The 19,281-nt window shown below is 60.1% G+C and carries 21 protein-coding genes; 15 read left to right on the forward strand and 6 right to left on the reverse strand.

From position 1 onward, the window contains the following. The first annotated feature begins 33 nt into the window (after nt 1-33). The 8 genes from livH to PSH65_RS25545 all read left to right on the forward strand — a co-directional run bounded on the left by livH (nt 34) and on the right by PSH65_RS25545 (nt 6,401). Complete coding sequence (gene livH, locus PSH65_RS25510; protein WP_305423080.1) at nt 34-957, forward strand: high-affinity branched-chain amino acid ABC transporter permease LivH; 924 nt, start codon at nt 34-36, stop codon at nt 955-957. Then, a complete protein-coding gene (locus PSH65_RS25515; protein WP_305423081.1) occupies nt 954-2,210 on the forward strand; it encodes a high-affinity branched-chain amino acid ABC transporter permease LivM in 1,257 nt (418 codons plus the stop codon). Before livH ends, PSH65_RS25515 begins: the two co-directional genes overlap by 4 nt. Further along, nucleotides 2,207-2,974, forward strand: coding sequence for a high-affinity branched-chain amino acid ABC transporter ATP-binding protein LivG (gene livG / locus PSH65_RS25520; protein ID WP_305423082.1), 768 nt, complete (start codon nt 2,207-2,209; stop codon nt 2,972-2,974). Before PSH65_RS25515 ends, livG begins: the two co-directional genes overlap by 4 nt. Continuing rightward, entirely contained in the window at nt 2,975-3,676 is a 702-nt protein-coding gene (locus PSH65_RS25525; protein WP_007906649.1) for an ABC transporter ATP-binding protein, read from the forward strand. Between the two features lie 302 nt (nt 3,677-3,978). After that, nucleotides 3,979-4,284, forward strand: coding sequence for a DUF2282 domain-containing protein (locus PSH65_RS25530; protein WP_305423084.1), 306 nt, complete (start codon nt 3,979-3,981; stop codon nt 4,282-4,284). A 25-nt stretch (nt 4,285-4,309) separates the two neighbouring features. Next, nucleotides 4,310-5,164, forward strand: coding sequence for a DUF692 domain-containing protein (locus PSH65_RS25535; protein ID WP_305423086.1), 855 nt, complete (start codon nt 4,310-4,312; stop codon nt 5,162-5,164). Further along, nucleotides 5,161-5,919, forward strand: a complete 759-nt coding sequence (locus tag PSH65_RS25540; RefSeq protein WP_305423087.1) for a DUF2063 domain-containing protein — start codon at nt 5,161-5,163, stop codon at nt 5,917-5,919. Before PSH65_RS25535 ends, PSH65_RS25540 begins: the two co-directional genes overlap by 4 nt. Next, nucleotides 5,916-6,401 (forward strand): DoxX family protein, encoded by a 486-nt coding sequence (locus tag PSH65_RS25545; protein WP_305423089.1) that lies wholly within the window; start codon nt 5,916-5,918, stop codon nt 6,399-6,401. Before PSH65_RS25540 ends, PSH65_RS25545 begins: the two co-directional genes overlap by 4 nt. A gap of 143 nt (nt 6,402-6,544) precedes the next feature. On the opposite strand, the gene PSH65_RS25550 is transcribed toward PSH65_RS25545, so the two are convergent. Continuing rightward, nucleotides 6,545-7,453, reverse strand: a complete 909-nt coding sequence (locus PSH65_RS25550) for a LysR family transcriptional regulator (protein WP_305423090.1) — start codon at nt 7,451-7,453, stop codon at nt 6,545-6,547. A 106-nt stretch (nt 7,454-7,559) separates the two neighbouring features. On the opposite strand from PSH65_RS25550, the gene PSH65_RS25555 reads away from it, so the two are divergent. The 3 genes from PSH65_RS25555 (at nt 7,560) to PSH65_RS25565 (ending at nt 10,627) form a co-directional block, all read left to right on the forward strand. Further along, a complete protein-coding gene (locus PSH65_RS25555; RefSeq protein ID WP_305423091.1) occupies nt 7,560-8,159 on the forward strand; it encodes a short chain dehydrogenase in 600 nt (199 codons plus the stop codon). 93 nt (nt 8,160-8,252) lie between these two features. Next, nucleotides 8,253-8,918: a COG3650 family protein gene (locus PSH65_RS25560; protein WP_305423092.1), complete on the forward strand. Its 666-nt coding sequence runs from the start codon at nt 8,253-8,255 to the stop codon at nt 8,916-8,918. A gap of 95 nt (nt 8,919-9,013) precedes the next feature. Beyond that, a complete protein-coding gene (locus PSH65_RS25565) occupies nt 9,014-10,627 on the forward strand; it encodes an NAD(P)/FAD-dependent oxidoreductase (protein ID WP_305423094.1) in 1,614 nt (537 codons plus the stop codon). A 144-nt stretch (nt 10,628-10,771) separates the two neighbouring features. Here the strand turns inward: PSH65_RS25565 and PSH65_RS25570 are convergent, their stop codons facing one another. Continuing rightward, nucleotides 10,772-11,869 (reverse strand): PLP-dependent cysteine synthase family protein, encoded by a 1,098-nt coding sequence (locus PSH65_RS25570; protein ID WP_305427052.1) that lies wholly within the window; start codon nt 11,867-11,869, stop codon nt 10,772-10,774. 248 nt (nt 11,870-12,117) lie between these two features. Here PSH65_RS25570 and nhaA point away from each other — a divergent pair, with 248 nt between their 5' ends. The 3 genes from nhaA to PSH65_RS25585 all read left to right on the forward strand — a co-directional run bounded on the left by nhaA (nt 12,118) and on the right by PSH65_RS25585 (nt 14,916). Beyond that, a complete protein-coding gene (nhaA, locus tag PSH65_RS25575; RefSeq protein WP_305423095.1) occupies nt 12,118-13,329 on the forward strand; it encodes a Na+/H+ antiporter NhaA in 1,212 nt (403 codons plus the stop codon). 98 nt (nt 13,330-13,427) lie between these two features. After that, nucleotides 13,428-14,654 (forward strand): S-type pyocin domain-containing protein, encoded by a 1,227-nt coding sequence (locus PSH65_RS25580; protein WP_305423096.1) that lies wholly within the window; start codon nt 13,428-13,430, stop codon nt 14,652-14,654. Continuing rightward, on the forward strand, nt 14,623-14,916 hold the full coding sequence (locus PSH65_RS25585; RefSeq protein ID WP_370694668.1) for a colicin E3-like toxin immunity protein: 294 nt from the start codon (nt 14,623-14,625) through the stop codon (nt 14,914-14,916). Before PSH65_RS25580 ends, PSH65_RS25585 begins: the two co-directional genes overlap by 32 nt. A gap of 264 nt (nt 14,917-15,180) precedes the next feature. Here the strand turns inward: PSH65_RS25585 and PSH65_RS25590 are convergent, their stop codons facing one another. Further along, nucleotides 15,181-15,645 carry a glycine zipper 2TM domain-containing protein gene (locus tag PSH65_RS25590; RefSeq protein WP_305423097.1) on the reverse strand — a complete coding sequence of 155 codons (465 nt, stop codon included), beginning with the start codon at nt 15,643-15,645 and terminating at the stop codon, nt 15,181-15,183. A 169-nt stretch (nt 15,646-15,814) separates the two neighbouring features. On the opposite strand from PSH65_RS25590, the gene PSH65_RS25595 reads away from it, so the two are divergent. Further along, nucleotides 15,815-16,051: a hypothetical protein gene (locus PSH65_RS25595; RefSeq protein ID WP_305423099.1), complete on the forward strand. Its 237-nt coding sequence runs from the start codon at nt 15,815-15,817 to the stop codon at nt 16,049-16,051. Nucleotides 16,052-16,056: 5 nt separating this feature from the next. On the opposite strand, the gene pdxH is transcribed toward PSH65_RS25595, so the two are convergent. From pdxH to PSH65_RS25610, 3 genes are all read right to left on the reverse strand, one after another. Next, nucleotides 16,057-16,704, reverse strand: coding sequence for a pyridoxamine 5'-phosphate oxidase (gene pdxH, locus PSH65_RS25600; protein ID WP_052966961.1), 648 nt, complete (start codon nt 16,702-16,704; stop codon nt 16,057-16,059). A gap of 24 nt (nt 16,705-16,728) precedes the next feature. Beyond that, nucleotides 16,729-17,826: an OmpA family protein gene (locus tag PSH65_RS25605; protein ID WP_305423102.1), complete on the reverse strand. Its 1,098-nt coding sequence runs from the start codon at nt 17,824-17,826 to the stop codon at nt 16,729-16,731. 112 nt (nt 17,827-17,938) lie between these two features. Then, nucleotides 17,939-19,084: an EstA family serine hydrolase gene (locus tag PSH65_RS25610; RefSeq protein ID WP_030131288.1), complete on the reverse strand. Its 1,146-nt coding sequence runs from the start codon at nt 19,082-19,084 to the stop codon at nt 17,939-17,941. Between the last annotated feature and the right edge of the window lie 197 nt (nt 19,085-19,281).

A 19,281-nucleotide genomic window follows, 5' to 3' on the forward strand; every position in this document is an offset into this window, starting at 1 on the left:
TGAAATGCGTATCAGGTTTTTAGGAGCGCTGTAATGCCTGACATCTATCACTTCTTCCAACAGCTGGTTAACGGTCTGACCGTTGGCAGCACGTATGCCCTGATCGCCATCGGCTATACGATGGTTTACGGCATCATTGGAATGATCAACTTCGCCCACGGCGAGGTGTACATGATCGGCTCTTACGTGGCGTTCATCGCCATCGCCGGGCTGGCCATGATGGGACTCGACAGTGTCCCGCTGTTGATGACCGCAGCTTTCATCGCGACCATCGTCGTTACCAGCGCCTACGGTTACAGCATCGAACGGATCGCCTACCGCCCCCTGCGCGGCAGCAACCGTCTGATCCCGCTGATCTCCGCCATCGGCATGTCGATCTTCCTGCAGAACACGGTTCTGCTTTCGCAAGACTCCAAGGACAAATCCATCTCCAACCTGATCCCTGGCAACTTCGCCATCGGGCCGGGTGGCGCACATGAAGTGCTGATTTCCTACATGCAAATCGTGGTGTTCGTGGTGACCCTGGTCGCCATGCTCGGCCTGACGCTGTTCATCTCCCGCTCTCGCCTGGGTCGCGCCTGCCGCGCCTGTGCCGAAGACATCAAGATGGCCAACCTCTTGGGTATCAACACCAACAACATCATCGCCCTGACCTTCGTCATCGGTGCCGCACTGGCGGCCATCGCGGCCGTGCTGCTGAGCATGCAATACGGCGTGATCAACCCGAACGCCGGTTTCCTGGTCGGCCTCAAGGCCTTCACCGCCGCAGTATTGGGTGGTATCGGCAGCATCCCCGGCGCGATGCTCGGCGGGCTGGTGCTTGGGGTGGCGGAAGCCTTCGGTGCCGATATCTTCGGCGACCAGTACAAGGACGTCGTGGCGTTCGGTCTATTGGTTCTGGTGTTGTTGTTCCGGCCAACCGGCCTGTTGGGCCGTCCGGAGGTTGAGAAAGTATGACTAGGAATCTTAAACAGGCGTTGTTCAGCGCCTTGCTGGTGTGGGCTGTTGCCTACCCGGTACTGGGTCTGAAACTGACCATTGTCGGCATCAACCTCGAAGTCCATGGCACCAGCACTGCAACGCTGATCACCATCGCCGTGTGCTCGGTGCTGATGTTCCTGCGGGTGCTGTTCGACCAGCAGATCAGTTCGGCCTGGAAAGCCTCGCCCAACCTGCCGGTGATGCCAGCCAAGGCCAGTCACTTCCTGACCCTGCCGACGACTCAACGCTGGATCATCATTGCGTTGATCATCGGTTCTCTGGTTTGGCCGTTCTTCGGCTCCCGCGGGGCGGTGGACATCGCCACCCTGGTGCTGATCTACGTGATGCTCGGCCTGGGCCTGAACATCGTGGTCGGCCTGGCCGGCCTGCTCGACCTCGGTTACGTCGGCTTCTACGCCGTGGGCGCCTACAGCTATGCGCTGCTGTCGCACTACTATGGCCTGAGCTTCTGGATCTGCCTGCCAATCGCCGGGATGATGGCGGCCACGTTTGGCTTCCTGCTCGGTTTCCCGGTGCTGCGTTTGCGCGGTGACTACCTGGCAATCGTGACCCTGGGTTTCGGTGAAATCATCCGTCTGTTCCTGCGTAACCTGACCGACCTCACCGGCGGCCCGAACGGCATCAGCAACATCGAGAAACCGACGTTCTTCGGCCTGACCTTCGAACGCAAAGCCGCCGAAGGCCTGCAGACGTTCCACGAGTACTTCGGCCTGGAGTACAACTCGATCAACAAGGTGATTTTCCTTTACCTGGTGGCGTTGTTCCTGGCGTTGTTCGCGTTGTTCGTCATCAACCGCTTGTTGCGCATGCCCCTGGGCCGTGCCTGGGAAGCGCTGCGTGAAGACGAAATCGCCTGCCGTGCGCTGGGTCTCAATCCTACGGTCATCAAGCTGTCGGCCTTCACCCTGGGTGCCTGCTTCGCCGGTTTCGCCGGTAGCTTCTTCGCCGCGCGCCAAGGCCTGGTGACACCGGAGTCCTTCACCTTCATCGAGTCGGCGACCATCCTCGCCATCGTGGTGCTGGGCGGCATGGGCTCGCAACTGGGCGTCGTCCTCGCCGCCACGGTGATGATCCTGTTGCCGGAAATGATGCGTGAGTTCAGTGAATACCGCATGTTGATGTTCGGCGCCTTGATGGTGCTGATGATGATCTGGCGTCCTCAAGGTCTGCTGCCGATGCAACGCCCCCACATGGAGCTGCGCAAATGAGCCGTGAGATCCTGAATGTAAGCGGCCTGAGCATGCGCTTCGGCGGCCTGTTGGCGGTCAACAGCGTGGCCCTGACCGTCAAAGAGAAACAAGTAGTATCGATGATCGGCCCCAACGGTGCCGGCAAGACCACCGTGTTCAACTGCCTGACCGGTTTCTACCAGCCAACCGCTGGCAGCATCGTGCTGGACGGCGAGCCGATCCAGGGCCTGCCGGGCCACAAGATCGCCCTAAAAGGCGTGGTGCGCACCTTCCAGAACGTGCGGCTGTTCAAGGACATGACGGCGGTCGAGAACCTCTTGATCGCGCAACACCGTCACCTGAACACCAACTTCCTGGCCGGCCTGTTCAAGACCCCGGCGTTCCGCAGAAGCGAACGCGAGGCCATGGAGTACGCCGAGTACTGGCTGGAAAAGGTCAACCTCAAGGAGTTCGCCAACCGTCCGGCCGGCACCCTGGCCTACGGTCAGCAACGTCGTCTGGAAATCGCTCGCTGCATGATGACCCGTCCGCGGATCCTCATGCTCGACGAACCGGCCGCCGGCCTCAACCCACGGGAAACCGAAGACCTCAAGGCACTGATCGGCACCCTGCGTGAAGAACATGATGTAACCGTGCTGCTGATCGAACACGACATGAAACTGGTCATGAGCATTTCCGACCACATCTTCGTGATCAACCAGGGCACGCCTCTGGCCGATGGCACGCCGGAACAGATCCGCGATAATCCTGAAGTGATCAAAGCCTACCTGGGGGAAGCGTAAATGCTGCAGTTCGAAAACGTTTCCACCTTCTACGGCAAGATCCAGGCGCTGCACAGCGTCAACGTCGAAGTCCGCCAGGGCGAGATCGTGACCCTGATCGGCGCCAACGGTGCCGGCAAGTCGACCCTGCTGATGACCCTCTGCGGTTCGCCGCAAGCCCACAGCGGCAGCATCCGCTACATGGGCGAGGAGCTCGTCGGCCAGGACTCGTCGCACATCATGCGTAAAAGCATCGCCGTGGTCCCGGAAGGTCGTCGGGTGTTTGCCCGTCTGACCGTGGAAGAGAATCTCGCCATGGGCGGATTCTTCACCGACAAGGGCGATTATCAGGAACAGATGGACAAGGTCCTCGGACTTTTCCCACGCCTGAAAGAACGCTTCGCCCAACGCGGCGGCACCATGTCTGGTGGCGAACAGCAAATGCTCGCCATCGGTCGCGCGCTGATGAGCAAGCCCAAGCTGTTGCTGCTCGACGAGCCATCGCTGGGCCTGGCACCGATCATCATCCAGCAGATCTTCGACATCATCGAACAACTGCGCAAGGACGGTGTGACGGTGTTTCTGGTTGAGCAGAACGCCAACCAGGCCCTGAAAATCGCGGACCGTGCGTACGTTCTGGAGAACGGCCGGGTGGTGATGACAGGGACCGGTGAAGCGCTGCTGACCGACCCGAAAGTGCGCGAAGCGTACCTCGGCGGCTAAGCCTTGGCGGTAAACAAAAAAAAACGGCCTTCGCGGCCGTTTTTTTAATGCCTGCCACAACATCAATAACAATGAAGATCCCTGTGGGAGCGGGCTTGCCCGCGAAAGCGGTGGATCAGTCACCGCAATGTTGAATGTCAGATTGCATTCGCGAGCAAGCCCGCTCCCACAGGGAATTCGTGTGCTGTGAGGATTTCTGAAAAAGTTTTGGAGTGAGCTGTAACGCACCGCCCTGTCGTTTCTCTAGAGCAGTAAGCAAGCACAAACGCTTGCCAATCCAAGCTCAATTTCGGAGAAACATCATGACTGCTACCACCCGCACCCTGTCCGCCACCGCCCTGGTTCTGGCCCTCGGTTCTGCCCTGAGCATCGCCGCTGTCTCCACTGCCCACGCCGCTGACGACAACATGGAAAAATGCTTCGGCGTGGCCATGAAAGGCAAAAACGATTGCGCCGCGGGCGCTGGCACCACCTGCGCCGGTACCGCCAAAATGGATCATCAGGCCAATGCCTGGAAACTCGTCCCTAAAGGCACCTGCACCACCACGATGAGCAAAACCTCGCCAACCGGTTTCGGCCAGCTGGAAGCCTACAAAGCCAAGTCGTAATCAGAACCCAGCCTGAGTGTCGACCATGAACCCTTCATCTTCCGGGCTCCCGCCCCGCTCCGGGCTGGGGCTCAAGACCGAGCACTTTCGTGAAGTGCTCGGTGCACAACCGGACATCGGTTTCTTCGAAGTCCACGCCGAAAACTACATGGTGGCCGGCGGCCCGTTTCATCATTTTCTGGGGTTGATCCGCGAGCAGTATCCGCTGTCGCTGCACGGCGTTGGCCTGTCCATTGGCGCCGAAGGTCCGCTGGATAGTCAGCACCTGCAAAGGCTTGCCGAGCTGATCGAGCGCTATCAACCCCAGTCCTTTTCCGAACACCTGGCCTGGTCCAGCCATGGCCCGGTGTTCCTCAATGACCTGCTGCCCCTGGCCTATGATGCGCCGACGCTGAACCGTGTCTGCGAGCACATCGATCAGGTGCAGAACGCCCTCAAACGCCCAATGCTGCTCGAGAACCCGGCGACGTATCTGGCGTTCCAGCGCTCGACAATCGATGAAGCCGACTTCATCAGCGAGGTCATTCATCGCACTGGCTGCGGCCTGCTGCTGGACGTCAACAACGTCTACGTTTCCTGCATCAATCACCAAAGAAATCCGCTGGCCTACATCGACGCGCTGCCGCTGCATGCGGCGGGAGAGATTCATCTGGCCGGGTTTGCCGAAGACACCGACAGCCTCGGCGACCGTTTGCTGATCGACGATCACGGTGCGCCCATCGATAACGCGGTGTGGGCGCTTTACACGCAAGTGCTGGAGCGAGTCGGCCCGATCGCCACGCTGATCGAGCGCGACAACCAGTTGCCGGCCTTCAGCGTGCTGCATGCCGAAGCCCGTCAGGCTGATGAGTTACTGCATTGCGCGGGGGGCCGATCATGAGCACTCAAGCCGCGTTTGCCGCCGCCCTGCTCGATCCGCAACAGTCCTGCCCCGAGGGTTTGTTCAGCGCCAATGGTTCCGATCCCGCCAGCCGTTTCGCGGTGTATCGCAACAATGTGCAGAGTTCGCTGATCAACGCCCTGGCCGACAGTTACCCGGTGGTTTCGCAGTTGGTGGGCGACGAGTTCTTTCGGGCAATGGCGGGGCTGTATGTACAGAGTTACCCGCCTCAAGGCCCACTCATCAACGATTACGGCAAGGACTTCGCCGGGTTCATCGACCGCTTTGAACCGGCAGCCAGCGTGCCGTATCTGGGAGATATGGCGCGGCTGGAGCGCCTGCGCGTTCAGGCCTATCACGCCGCCGATGCGCAGCCCTTGCGCCATGAACAGATTGCCGCCGCGCTGTCGGACCCGCAGGCGCTGAGCGCGCTGACGGTCGGGTTTCATCCCTCTCTGAATCTGCTGACTTCAGCTTTTGCCGTGGTTGCGATCTGGGCCGCGCATCAACAGGACGCGACGCTGGCCGGGATCGACCTTGGCCACGGGCAAAACGCGCTGGTGTTGCGCAATGGTCTGGAGGTTGAGGTTTTCGCCATCGACCACGGCGCCAGCACCTTCATTCAGAACCTGCGAAATGGCCAATCCCTGGCCCAAGCGTTAGAGACAGCGCCCGCCTTCGACCTCAGCCAAACCCTGGCGCTGCTGATCAGCCACAACGCCATTACCCGTTTACACCACAAGGTATCGCCATGAACACCCATCAGAACCCCATCGTCCGCGCCATCAAGCGGCTGGAAAAAATCCCCCATAGCCTGATCGCCTTTATCGCGCGTTTTTCCATTGCCGCGGTGTTCTGGAAGTCCGGGCAAACCAAGGTGGAAGGCCTGGCCATCGACTTGATCGACGGCACGTTTCAACTCGGCGTACCAAGGCTGGCGGACTCGACCATCCCGTTGTTCCAGAGCGAATATCACCTGCCATTGCTCTCTCCGGAACTGGCGGCGCACCTGGCAGCCTTTGCCGAGCATTTCTTTCCGATGCTGATCCTGATTGGCTTCGCTACACGTTTTTCGGCGCTGGCACTGCTGGGTATGACGCTGACTATTCAGTTGTTCGTGTACCCCGATGCCTATCCGACTCACGGCACTTGGGCTGCGGTGTTGCTCTACTTGATGGCGACCGGGCCGGGCAAGCTGTCGATTGATCATCTGATTGCCCGGCGTTACGCCCGCTGATGCCGACCTCAGACCTCCAGACAAATGAAGATCCAAATGTGCGAGCGGGCTTGCTCGCGAAAGCGGTGGGTCAGCCACCATCAATGTTGAATGTCAGATTGCATTCGCGGGCAAGCCCGCTCCCACAGGATTTGTGTGGTTGGCTAAAGCCGATCCAGCGCCTCGCCACTACGCTTGAACCAACCCATCAAATAATCCGCCAGCACTTGGGTACGCTTCGGCAAACCACCCTGATACGGGTGCACCAGGTACATCGGCATGCTGCGGGTCTGATAATTGCGCAGGAGCCAGCGCAAACGCCCGTCAGCCAATTCCTCTTGCAGCAGATAGGACGGCAAACGCGCAATGCCGGCACCGGTCAATGCAGCCTTTTTCAGCAGGTTGTAATGGTTGCTGGCGAACGGCCCCGACACGCGCACCCGCGTTAACTCGTGCTGTTGGTGATAAAGCCATTCTTCGCGGCCGCTGTAGTGACTGTTGAGCAGGCAGCGGTGCTCGGCCAAGGCCTGAGGCGTCAGTGGTTCACCGAATCGCTCAAGGTACGCAGGGCTGGCGCAGGTCATTTCGTGCCAGGCCAGTAGCGGTCGGGCGACCAGGCGTTCGTCGTTGGCCACTTCCGAGCGGATCGCCAGGTCGAAACCGTCCCGGGACAAGTCGCGGTAGTGGTTGTTGAGCTCCAGTTCGATCTGCACCTCGGGGTATTGCCGGGAAAATTCCAGCAGCGCGCCGTCAAAGAACGTTTCCCCCAATGAAACCGGCACTGTCATCCGCACCGGGCCGGCCATGTCGTCTTTCAGTCGTGCCAACGCCTGACGCGCACGCTCCACTTGTACCACCAGCGCCTGGGCTTGCGGCAACAACGCCGCACCCGCCGCCGTCAGGCTCAAGCGGCGCGTGGTGCGTTGCAGCAACACCACGCAAAACCGCGTTTCCAGCAGGCTGATGCGCTTGGAGAGTTGCCCTTTACTGCACCCCAGTTGCTGCGCGGCGAGGGTGAAACTGCCCGCCTCGATCAACACCGCGAACGCCGCCAGATCGTCCATTTCGCTCATGGATTGTTTCCATTTGAAAACCAAAGGTTGCCCATTAGCACGCTTATTAATAAAAAAAACCACACTAGACTTAAATTTAAATCCAACCCATTTAAGGAACAGCACGATGAAAATTCTTTTGATTGGCGCCTCTGGCACCGTCGGTTCAGCCATTGACCATGAACTGTCCCAACGCCACAAAATCATTCGTATCGGCCGCAAGAGCGGTGATTTCCAGGTCGACATCAGTGACAGCGCCTCAATCCGCAAACTGTTCGCACAGACCGGCAATTTCGATGCGCTGATCTGCGCCGCCGGCAGCGTCAACTTCGTGCCGCTGGCCACCATGACCGCCCAAGACTTCGAGCTCGGCTTGCGGGACAAGCTGATGGGTCAGGTCAACCTGTTGCTGATCGGTCGGGAATTCGCCAATGACGGTGCGTCATTCACCTTCACCACCGGCATCCTCAGCCACGATCCGATTCGTACCGGCAGCTCGGCCTCCCTGGTCAACGGCGCCCTGGACAGTTTCGTCCGCGCCGCGGCGATCGAACTGCCGCGCGGTTTGCGCATCAACTCGGTCAGCCCGAACGTGCTGGTCGAAGCCATGGGTAGCTACGCCCCCTACTTCCGTGGTTTCAAACCGGTTCCCGCCGCCGAAGTGGCGTTGGCCTACGCCAAAAGCGTGGAAGGCTTACAGACCGGCCAGACCTACCGCGTCGGCTAAAACGAACACGAGCCGTAGGAAAGCGAGGGCATGCAGGGTTGTGATGAACGGTCAGGCTGAGTAACGTGGCGGCACTTGTCAGGAGACTCAAAGATGCGTGCTGCCCGTTCCTTAATACTCGTTGCCCTGCTTCCGCTGTTCGCCGCCTGCCAGTTTCTTGATGCCCCGCGCGAAAGTGCTTCCCATGTGGGCCAGACCCGCATGCAGGGCCAGTTGACGGCGGCCGACGGCAAGTTGCTGTTCCAGCCGTGCAATGAGCAGCGCAGTTATGTGGTCAACGACACCGGCGGCACCAGCGTCCTGCAAGAGGCCGCGACCCTGGCCGATGATCAGGGCAAGTTGTTTGCTGACGTGCGAGGCCGGATCGTTGCCAGTGGTGCCGAGAGTCGGCTCGATCTGGCGCAGCTGTACCGCGTCGAGCGCTCGGGCACGGCGTGTGACGATCCCAATTTCAAACAGCTGATCCTGCGCGCCGCCGGCCATGGCCCTGAATGGAACGTCAAAGTCAGTGGCAAAGGCATGGTCATCGACCGCGCCGGCCAGCCGCCCTTGGCCCTGCCGTACGTTGAAGAGCAACTGGGCGATGGCCGCTTCAACCTCAGCAGCGAAGCCAATAATCAACGCATCGAACTCTGGGTCGCCCCGCAACGTTGCGTCGATAGCAGCACCGGCAGCGTGCAGCACATGAGCGCCGAGCTGCGCATCGACGGCCAGGTGCAACGCGGCTGTGGGTATTTCGGCGGATCGCGTAACGACTGATCGTTTTAGCCTCACTGGAATCATCCTTTGAGGCTTATAATCGCGGGCTTCAAACGCCCTGGCGCAGTTGTGCGCCCCGCGAACCGGATCCCGCCATGTTACGAATCACCGAACTCAAGTTGCCGATCGACCATCCCGAAGAAGACCTTCGCCCTGCCATCGTGCAGCGCCTGGGCATCGCCAGTGATGACCTGCTCGATTTCACCTTGTTCAAGCGCAGCTACGATGCGCGCAAAAAGTCCTCCGAACTGTGCTTCATCTACACCATCGACCTCAACGTTCGCGATGAGGCGTCGGTGCTGCACACATTCGCCGATGACCGTAACGTCAACGTGGCGCCGGATGTCAGCTATAAAGTGGTCGGCCAGGCGCCGGCCGACCTGAGCCAGCGCCCGATCGTGGTCGGGTTCGGCCCGTGCGGGATCTTCGCCGGGCTGCTGCTGGCGCAAATGGGCTTCAAGCCGATCATCCTCGAACGTGGCACCGAAGTGCGTCAGCGCACCAAGGACACCTGGGGCCTGTGGCGCAAAAGCGTGCTTAACCCCGAGTCCAACGTTCAGTTCGGCGAAGGCGGCGCGGGTACGTTCTCCGACGGCAAGCTCTACAGCCAGATCAAGGACCCGAAATTCATCGGTCGCAAAGTCTTGCACGAGTTCGTCAAGGCCGGCGCGCCGGAAGAAATCCTCTACGTCAGCAAACCGCACATCGGTACGTTCCGTCTGACCGGTGTAGTCGAAAACATGCGCGAGCAGATTCGCGCCATGGGCGGCGAAGTGCGCTTCCAGCAGCGCGTCACCGATGTGTTGATCGACGATGGCCAACTGGTTGGCGTCGAGCTCAATGGCGGCGAGCAGATCCATTCGAAACACGTGATTCTGGCCCTCGGCCACAGCGCCCGGGACACCTTCCGCATGCTCCACGGTCGTGGCGTGTACATGGAAGCCAAGCCGTTCTCGGTGGGTTTCCGCATTGAGCACCCACAATCGCTGATCGACCGCGCGCGCCTGGGCAAATACGCCGGACACCCGAAACTCGGTGCTGCCGACTACAAACTGGTGCACCACGCCAGTAACGGTCGTTCGGTCTACAGCTTCTGCATGTGCCCGGGCGGCACCGTGGTGGCGGCGACCTCCGAGCCGAATCGCGTGGTCACCAACGGCATGAGTCAGTACTCGCGTAACGAGCGCAACGCCAACTCCGGGATCGTCGTCGGCATCACCCCGGAAGTCGATTACCCGGGCGGCCCGCTGGCCGGCATCGAGTTGCAGGAACGCCTGGAATCCCACGCCTTTGTGCTGGGCGGCAGCAATTACGAAGCGCCAGCGCAATTGGTCGGTGACTTCATTGCAGGCAAGCCATCCACTGAATTGGGCAGCGTCGAACCGTCCTACAAGCCGGGCGTTGCCTTGGGTGATTTGGCCCTGGCCTTGCCGGCGTTTGCCATCGAAGCCATTCGCGAAGCCCTGCCGGCGTTCGAGAAGCAGATTCGTGGCTACTCGCTGCACGACGCCGTATTGACTGGGATCGAGACGCGCACGTCATCGCCGCTGCGGATTACCCGTAACGAGTCGATGCAGAGCCTGAACGTGAAGGGCTTGTTCCCGGCCGGTGAAGGCGCGGGTTATGCGGGCGGGATTCTGTCGGCGGGTGTCGATGGTATTCGGATTGCCGAAGCGGTGGCCCGTGACATTCTTGGCCTCGAGGCCTGACACGCAGATCACCGAACAACACAAAACCTGTGGGAGCCGGGCTTGCCCGCGATAGCGGTGGATCAGTCAACATTTCTGTTGAATTTGAATCCGTCATCGCGGGCAAGCCCGGCTCCCACAAGGGTCTTCAGCGTCTGAAAGATCTTAGATATTGGCGCGCAACACGCTGGCCGGCAGCGGCTCGCCGCGCTCGACACTCGCCGCCACGGCATCCATCAAACCGCTCAACTCATACCCCTGGGCCTTGAGCCAGGCCTGATCGTAATAGGTATCGGCATAGCGCTCGCCGCCGTCGCACAGAATCGCCACGATCGACCCCGACTCCCCCGCCGCCAGCATCTGGTGGGCTGCCATCAAGGCACCGATCAGGTTGGTGCCGCTCGATCCGCCGACTCGTCGCCCCAAACGCTGCGCCAGGTAATGCATGGCCGCCAGCGACAACGCGTCCGGCACTTTGACCATCGCATCGATCACCTTGGGCAGGAACGACGCTTCCACCCGCGGCCGGCCAATGCCTTCAATCCGTGAACCGCAATCCAGGCGCAGGCTGGCATCGCCGGTCTGGTAATAATCGAAGAACACCGAACGCTCGGCATCGGCGCACAGCACGCGGGTGCAATGCTGGCGATAGCGCACGTAGCGGCCGAGCGTCGCGGTAGTGCCGCCGGTGCCGGGGCTGGAAATCAGCCAGCTCGGTTCCGGGTGCTGCTCGAAGCGCATCTGCTGGAAGATCGATTCGGCGATGTTGTTGTTCGCCCGCCAGTCGGTGGCACGCTCGGCGTAGGTGAACTGGTCGATGAAGTGCCCGTCGTGTTCGCGAGCCAGGCGTTCGGATTCGGCGTAGATCTGCGTCGGATCGTCCACCAGATGGCTCTTGCCACCATAGAAAGCGATCTGCGCGATCTTTTCCTTGGACGTGGTCGCAGGCATCACCGCAATGAACGGCAACCCCAGCAGGCGGGCGAAGTACGCCTCGGAAATCGCCGTCGAACCGCTGGAGGCTTCGATCACCGGCGCACCGGGTTTGAGCCAGCCGTTACACAGGGCGTAGAGGAACAACGAACGCGCCAACCGGTGTTTCAGGCTGCCGGTGGGATGGCTCGACTCATCCTTGAAATACAACTCGATGCCCGGCAACCCCGGCAGCGGCAAGGGGATCAGGTGGGTGTCGGCGCTGCGCTGGAAGTCGGCTTCGATGATCCGGATGGCTTCGCGGGCCCACTGTCGGTTGTCGCTCATGATGGTTTTCTCGTTGAATCAGGCAAAGAGTCGGCCTTGTCGCAAGGCTCAGCCCACAAGCTTAGGAAAGAACCTACATCATGCACAGATACAGCTGAGGTCCAATACGTCCGGCAACTGCTAGGCTCAGGCCTTTGCTGACCGTCCGCGTTGTCACGACATATAACAAAAAAGAATATAACTTTTGTTTTAACAACTAACGGTACGGGTTAGGGTGTGCCACCTTTTGAATTCATCGATGGAGAGCGACCTTGCCTCTGCGTAGCACGTTCACGCGTTTCTTTCAGTTGGAAGCTGCCAGCGGTCTGTTATTGATCGCCGCGGCGGCCCTCGCCCTGATCATCAACAATTCCTCGCTGTCGTGGCTCTATAGCGGGCTGCTGGACACCCCCGTGGTGGCTCAAATCGGCGCACTGAAAATCGCCAAGCCGCTGCTGCTGTGGATCAACGACGGCCTGATGGCCCTGTTCTTCCTGCTGATCGGCCTGGAAGTGAAACGCGAAGTCCTCGACGGCCAACTGTCTAAACCGTCGCAAATCGTCCTGCCCGGCGCGGCGGCGATTGGCGGCATGGTGGTGCCGGCGCTGATCTACTGGTTCCTCAACCGCGACAACCCGTCCGCCTTGGGGGGCTGGGCGATCCCGACCGCCACCGATATTGCCTTCGCCCTTGGCGTACTGGCCTTGCTGGGTAAACGCGTGCCGGTGTCGCTGAAACTGTTCCTCATGACCCTGGCGATCATCGATGACCTGGGCGCGATCATCATCATCGCGATCTTCTATTCCGGCGCGCTGTCGACCTTGTCCCTGGCATTGGCTGCGACCTGCATCGCGGCCTTGATCGGGATGAACCGACTTGGCGTGGTTAAACTCGGGCCGTACATGATCATCGGGCTGATCCTCTGGGTCTGCGTGCTCAAGAGCGGCGTGCACGCCACGCTGGCCGGCGTGACCCTGGCCTTCTGCATTCCCCTGCGCACGAAAAACGCCGAGCCTTCGCCGCTGCTGACCCTGGAACATGCCCTGCATCCGTGGGTGGCCTACGGCATCCTGCCGCTGTTCGCCTTCGCCAACGCCGGCCTGTCCCTGAGCGGCGTGACCGTCGAAAGCTTCACCCATCACGTACCGATGGGTATCGCCGTCGGCCTGCTGCTGGGCAAGACCATCGGTGTCTACGGCCTGACCTGGCTGGCGGTGAAAATCGGCATCGCCACCCTGCCCCAAGGCGCCAACTGGGGTCAGGTGCTGGGCGTGGCGATCCTCTGCGGCATCGGTTTCACCATGAGCCTGTTCGTCGGTTCCCTGGCCTTCGTGCCCGGCACCAGTGAATACGCCGGGATGGATCGCATGGGGATTCTGACCGGTTCGATTCTGGCGGCATTGATCGGTTATGCGGTGACGGCGGCGGCGAGTCGCAAGAGCGCTGCGCTGCCGGCCCTGAAACCCGGAGAACAATCCCTGTAATCTTCAGGATTCGTCCTACAGCCACGATTCGTCACGTTCGTTAACGTCGTGCAGCCCCTCTTTCGGGGGTTGCCGATGGACGAATGAAAGGACAATCAGTGGCTGGCAACAAGGACATCCCAAGGGTGCAAAACCCGCCGTCGGGCGATGGGCATCACGTCACTCATCGCTATATGACGGCCACCGAATTGGCCCAGCGTGACGCCAGACAAAACGCCTACGACGCCATGCTGGCCAGGCAGCTGGCCTTCGAAGACAGCCTTCACGTCACAGCGAAAAAGGACGATGTTGTCCGCGCGGGATGCGTGTTCGCCAAGTCCTGCAAACTGCCCGATGCAATCATCGACTACACGAATCCTTCCGGCGTTGTTCCGACTGACAGCCTGAAAGACTATGGCGAGCTGGTTCTGCTGGGTGCTCGCGAGGTCGATGAAAGCGGTGGTATCCCGCTCAAGAAAATCAGTGGCACTGCCATTCCGGCAGGTTTCGGCAGCTTCGCCCTGGGTGGCTCAGCGTTTGCCGCACTGCCCGCCGTCGCCGCCAGCACCGCTGCAGCCACCTTGGCAGGTCTGGTGGGCTTGGTCATACCGTCGAGTCTTGGCGACAGCTCGCTCTACACCGAAGATCAACTGCGATCCCTCAAACAGGCACGCACTCGCGTGCGCCTCAGAGTCGAGCAGCAGGCTGACGGCAGTCTCAAGGGATACGGTTTCTACACCGGTAAAAACCGTGACTGGGAGATGGTCGATGTCGTGCAATTCACCTTGCGCGGCAATCAGCAGGTGGCTGATCTTGGGGACGGCATCGAGCTGATCTGGACACCGGTCGAGGACGGTTCAAACGTCCTCGGCATCCCCGCTTTGGAAGCCGCACCGCAAGCACCGCATATCTGGGTTTATCCGCCGACTAAGGCAGCTGACAGCATCATCGTGAATCCGGTGTACCCGCCTGAGTACAAGGATTTCATTCTTGTGTTTCCGGCGGATTCGGGGGTTGGGCCGTTATACATCGTAGTTAACACTTCACGTAAAGGCCTACCATCAGCGGGGCATAGCTATCATAAACCTCCGAAAACAGAACAAATCACCGCGTTTCCCGGCCTGAAAAAAGCAAAAAAAATGAATCCTATACAAGGAGGTGGTGGGCTTCGAGAACGTTGGACAGATGCCAAGGGCAGGAGAATTTACGAGTGGGATTCGATGCACGGAGAATTGGAGGTATACCGCGCAAGTGATGGAGCCCACTTAGGAGCGTTTGACCCCATTACAGGTGAACGGCGCGAAGACCCGAAAGATGAAAGAAGCATCAAGAAAAAATATTTGTGAGGTAATGATGGGATTAAAACTGAGACTGGAGTGGTACGACAAACAAACCCAACTCTGCCAAGGCGAGGAATCGTCCAAAGACTTAGGCGATGATGAGTCAGTATTGAATGCCTTGGGTATCCCGGTGGAAAACAACATCAATAATGGCGGTTTCAATGTAATTGAAAAATGGGTCGCTACAATTCAGCCTTTTTTTCAACACGACATCGTCTTGACCACTTACGACTATCAAATTGCGTTTGATTACAGTGAAGCCTGGTAACAAGCCCCCCTATGATCTACAAAATTGAAGCCTTTGATAAAAAAACTGAGTTTATTGATCGTCCCCACGCTCCGCGTGGGAATGCCGCCGGGGACGCTCTGCGTTCCGCTGGCGACGCTAGACTCGAGTCCTGCGCACTGGTGACGCGGAGCGTCACGAGATGCATTCCCACGCGGAGCGTGGGAATGATCAGAAACCCCACAGCCAAAAAGAAAACCCCGACCAGTCACCTGATCGGGGTTTTCTTTCACCTTACATTCCCACTCAGTGCGAAACGCGGCTAGTCCCATCCACAGTGGCAATCCGCACCCGCTCACCCACACGGAATACTTCGTTCGGCTGAACTTGCTGCACGTAGGCGCGCATGCTGCCATCGTCTTCGCGCACGGTGATTTCGACGCCTTGAGTACGGGTCAGGCCTTCTTCGGCAGCCGAGCCCACCAGGCCGCCGGCGACGGCGCCGATGACCGCTGCGACGATGCTGCCGCGACCGCCGCCGATGGCGCTACCGCCGACACCGCCCACGACTGCACCGGCGGCGCTGCCGATCGGGGTTTTGGTGCCTTCGATTTTCACCGGACGCAGGGCTTCGATGGTACCCATGCGAATCGTCTGCACACGACGCGCTTCGTCACGGGAGTAGGAGTCACCGGTCAGGCTCGATTGGCAACCGGAGAGCAACATCGCCATCGTGGAAAAGGAAGCAACCAGCAGAACAGACTTACGCATAGCATCAAACTCCATAGGACAGGTATCCATTAAACTCCGCAGCTTGACGCCTGTCACGGCATTGCCCGGATAAAATTGGTTTCATTCAGGCCCGATACAGGCGCTTTTTCGAACTCAGCACACAGTAGCGTCAAATTACAAAATCTGCGCCGCTGACCCAAGGATTTTCATGGATTACTTCATCATTGTCGTCACGACCGTCGCCGGCTTGTACTTCCATGGGTGGCTGTACGTGCGGATCAAACGCTGGATGGACCGCGACCTGGCGTTGTCACTGGCGGGTAAAGACGAACAGAAAAGAGCCTTTATGCTCCAGCAACTGGCAAACGCTCAAACGCAGAAGATCAAGCGGCGGGACCTGCCTCAGTGGCTTGAGGCCGCTGCGGCAGGGTATCCCGATCGGTAGGCTGTTTACGGCGCCAGGCGTTCACGAACCCAGTCGGCGCCCTGCAAGCGGTAGTTGAGGCGATCGTGCAGACGGCTCGGACGGCCCTGCCAGAATTCGATGCGCTCGGGTAGCAAGCGATAACCGCCCCAGTGCTCGGGGCAGTGAGGCTGGGTGTCGCTGAAACGTTGCTCGGTGTTCTTGAGCAGCGCTTCCAGTTCGCCGCGATCGGCGATCACCCGGCTCTGGGGCGAGGCCCAGGCACCGAGACGGCTGCCCAGAGGACGAACCTGATAATAAGCGTCGGACTCTTCAGGCGTGACCTTCACCACCCGCCCTTCGATGCGTACCTGGCGCTCCAGGGCCGGCCAGAAGAACGTCATGGCCGCAAATGGATTGGCTGCCAGTTGCTGCCCCTTGTCGCTTTCATAGTTGGTGAAGAAGGTGAAGCCCTGCTCGTCCAGGCCCTTGAGCAGCAGGATGCGGCAATGCGGCCGACCGTCCTGATCGACGGTGGCCAGCGTCATGGCATTCGCCTCCACCGGCACCTGCTCGGTATTCACCGCATCGGCAAACCACTGATGGAACAGCGCGAACGGCTCGGCCGGGGCTTGCGCCTCGGTCAGGCCATCTCGGGTGTAGTCGCGACGCATATCTGCCAAGGGCCGGGTCATGGCGCATTCCTTTTGGTTAACGAATCACTGCTTTGTGGCGTCGGCGGCGACGACTTTCTTGGTGTCGGCGGCAGCTTTAGCTGGCGCAGTCTTTTTCACTATTGCTTTTTTGGCTGGAGCCTTGGCAGCCGCTTTCTTGGCCGGTGCCTTTTTCGTCGCCGGCACAGCCGCTTTCTTCGCAGCAGGTGCCGGGGTCACAGGCTTGGCCACAGGCTTGATGTCTTGCGCAGCGACCATCGTTTTCACTGGTGCCGGAGCCGGCATGTTGTACTTGCTCAGCAACGCGACCATGGTATTTGCCGGCGTCACCAACAGCTCGACGCGACGGTTCAAGGCACGACCTTCAGAACTGTCGTTGGCGGCACGCGGAGCCTCACCACCCATGCCGCGCAGCATCAGGCGATCACGCTGCAGACCGCTGAGACGGAAGATCGCCGCCACTGCCTGGGCACGTTCCTGGCTCAGCTTCACGTTGGCCGGAGCGGCGCCCGAGGTATCACTGTGACCGAGTACCAGCACGGCAGTCTTTGGATCGACTTCGAGGATTTTCGCGACTCGGGTGAACGGGCCGAGGGTCACCGGCAGCAGCATGGCCGGACGATCAGGGTTGAACGAGCCGTCTACCGGTGCCGTGACGACCAGCACGTTTTCGCGGCGCTCAAGTTTCAGGTTGCTGTCCTTGATCGCCTCACGCAGGCGCGGTTCGTAGTCGTCGAGCCAGGCTTGAGTGACTTTCGGATCGGGCATCGGCACGGCTTTGGCGGTGCTCTGCTCCTTGCCGCCGAACGGCCACCACCAATTGCCACCGGCATCGGCTTCAGCCTTGGCTGCAACGACCGGCTTGGCTTCAGGTTTAACTTCCGGTTTCACGTCCAGTTTGGCCACTTTGTCGGCAGCGTCATCAGAACCGAACGGCCAGTACCAAGGGGATGCACTGTCAGCCTTGGCGACGGGGGCTGTTGCAGCAGGTTTCAGCGGGGCCGGGGCCGGCTCTTTGGTCCCCACCTTGTCGGAAGAGCCGAACGGCCACCAGCTGCCGCCGTCTGCGTCATTTTGTGGGGTTTGTGCGCAACCGGTGATAGCGAAGCACAGGGCCAGGGCGAGAGTTTTATTGGACGACATTGGATATCCACAAAATGAAGTAATGAAGAATCAGACCGGGTTAGCCCGGATAAACAGCGCTTTGAAACCACAAAGACTTTCGGGTTCCGGCCCTGGCCCCCTTAAGTGTGATTTACAGACAAGTGGCCAGTACTCGCACAAGCTGTTGGGCTCGTGGATCCATCAAGACGTACGGCCCCAGGGTATTTGTCACAAAGCCGAAGGCCACATCGTATTCCGGGTCAGCAAAACCGATGGAGCCGCCGGCGCCCGGGTGACCGAACGCCCGTGGGCCGAGGCCGTAGGTGGCGTTGGGTACGTCCGGTTGATCGAGCATGCAACCCAGGCCGAAGCGGGTCCGGGTCAATAAAGTCTTGTCTTCGCCGACGCTGTGCTCGCGGGTCAGCTCGTCGAGCATTTCGCTTTCCAGCAGGCTGCCGTCGAGCAGACCGGCGTAGAACCCGGCCAGGCTGCGGGCATTGCCATGGCCATTGGCAGCGGGCTGCTGCATGCGTCGCCATTCCGGTTTGTTGGTGCTGGTCATTATAGACGGCGGGTTGGTGAAGGCCCGGGTGCTCATGGCCGTCGGTTCGCGCATGGTCACTTGCAGCAAGCGCTGGGCCGCGGCATCGCCGAGGTTGCCCTTGCCACGGGCGATGTGCGCCACGCGATGGAACTCTTTGTCGGCGAGGCCGACGTGGAAGTCCAGCCCCAAAGGCTTCGCGACCCGTGCCACGATGGATTCGCCGGGCCCACGACCGTCGGCGCGACGCAGCAACTCACCGACCAGCCAGCCATAGGTGATCGCCGCATAACCGTGACCTTCACCCGGCGTCCACCATGGCGCTTCGGCAGCCAGGGCATCGACCATGGTCTGCCAGTCATAAAGTGCTTCAGGGGCCAGCAACTCGCGCAGCGCAGGCAGCCCGGCCTGATGGCAGAGCAAGTGGCGCAGGGTCACGGATTCTTTGCCGGCGGCAGCGAACTCGGGCCAGTAGCGGGCGACCGGGGCATCCAGTTGCAGTTTGCCTTCGGCCACCAGTTGCAGCGCGGTCACGGCGGTGAAAGTCTTGGTGCAGGAAAACAGGTTGGCAATGGTGTCGCTGTGCCAGGCTTCGGTGCCGTCCTTATCGGCGGTACCGCCCCAGAGGTCGAGAACGGTTTCACCGCCAATCCGGATGCACAACGCCGCGCCACGCTCCTGAGGATCGTCGAACAGCGCGGCAAAAGCTTCGCGCACCGCTTCGAACTTAAGCTCGTAATGACCCTGAATCTGCACCCGCAACTCTCCCGGATAAACGCTCTACAAAGTGGCCCGCATTGTTCCAGCCCTTGAGGGTTTTGGGAACAGGGTCGGGCCGGGCGGTCGCCCGGCCCTGAGAATGCCGCAGACATCGATGGTGCGATCCCTGTGGCGAGGGGGCTTGCCCCCGTTGGGTCGCGAAGCGGCCCCCATGTCTCTACAGATAAACCGCA

The organism is Pseudomonas sp. FP603 (assembly GCF_030687415.1).
Lineage (GTDB): Bacteria > Pseudomonadota > Gammaproteobacteria > Pseudomonadales > Pseudomonadaceae > Aquipseudomonas > Aquipseudomonas wuhanensis.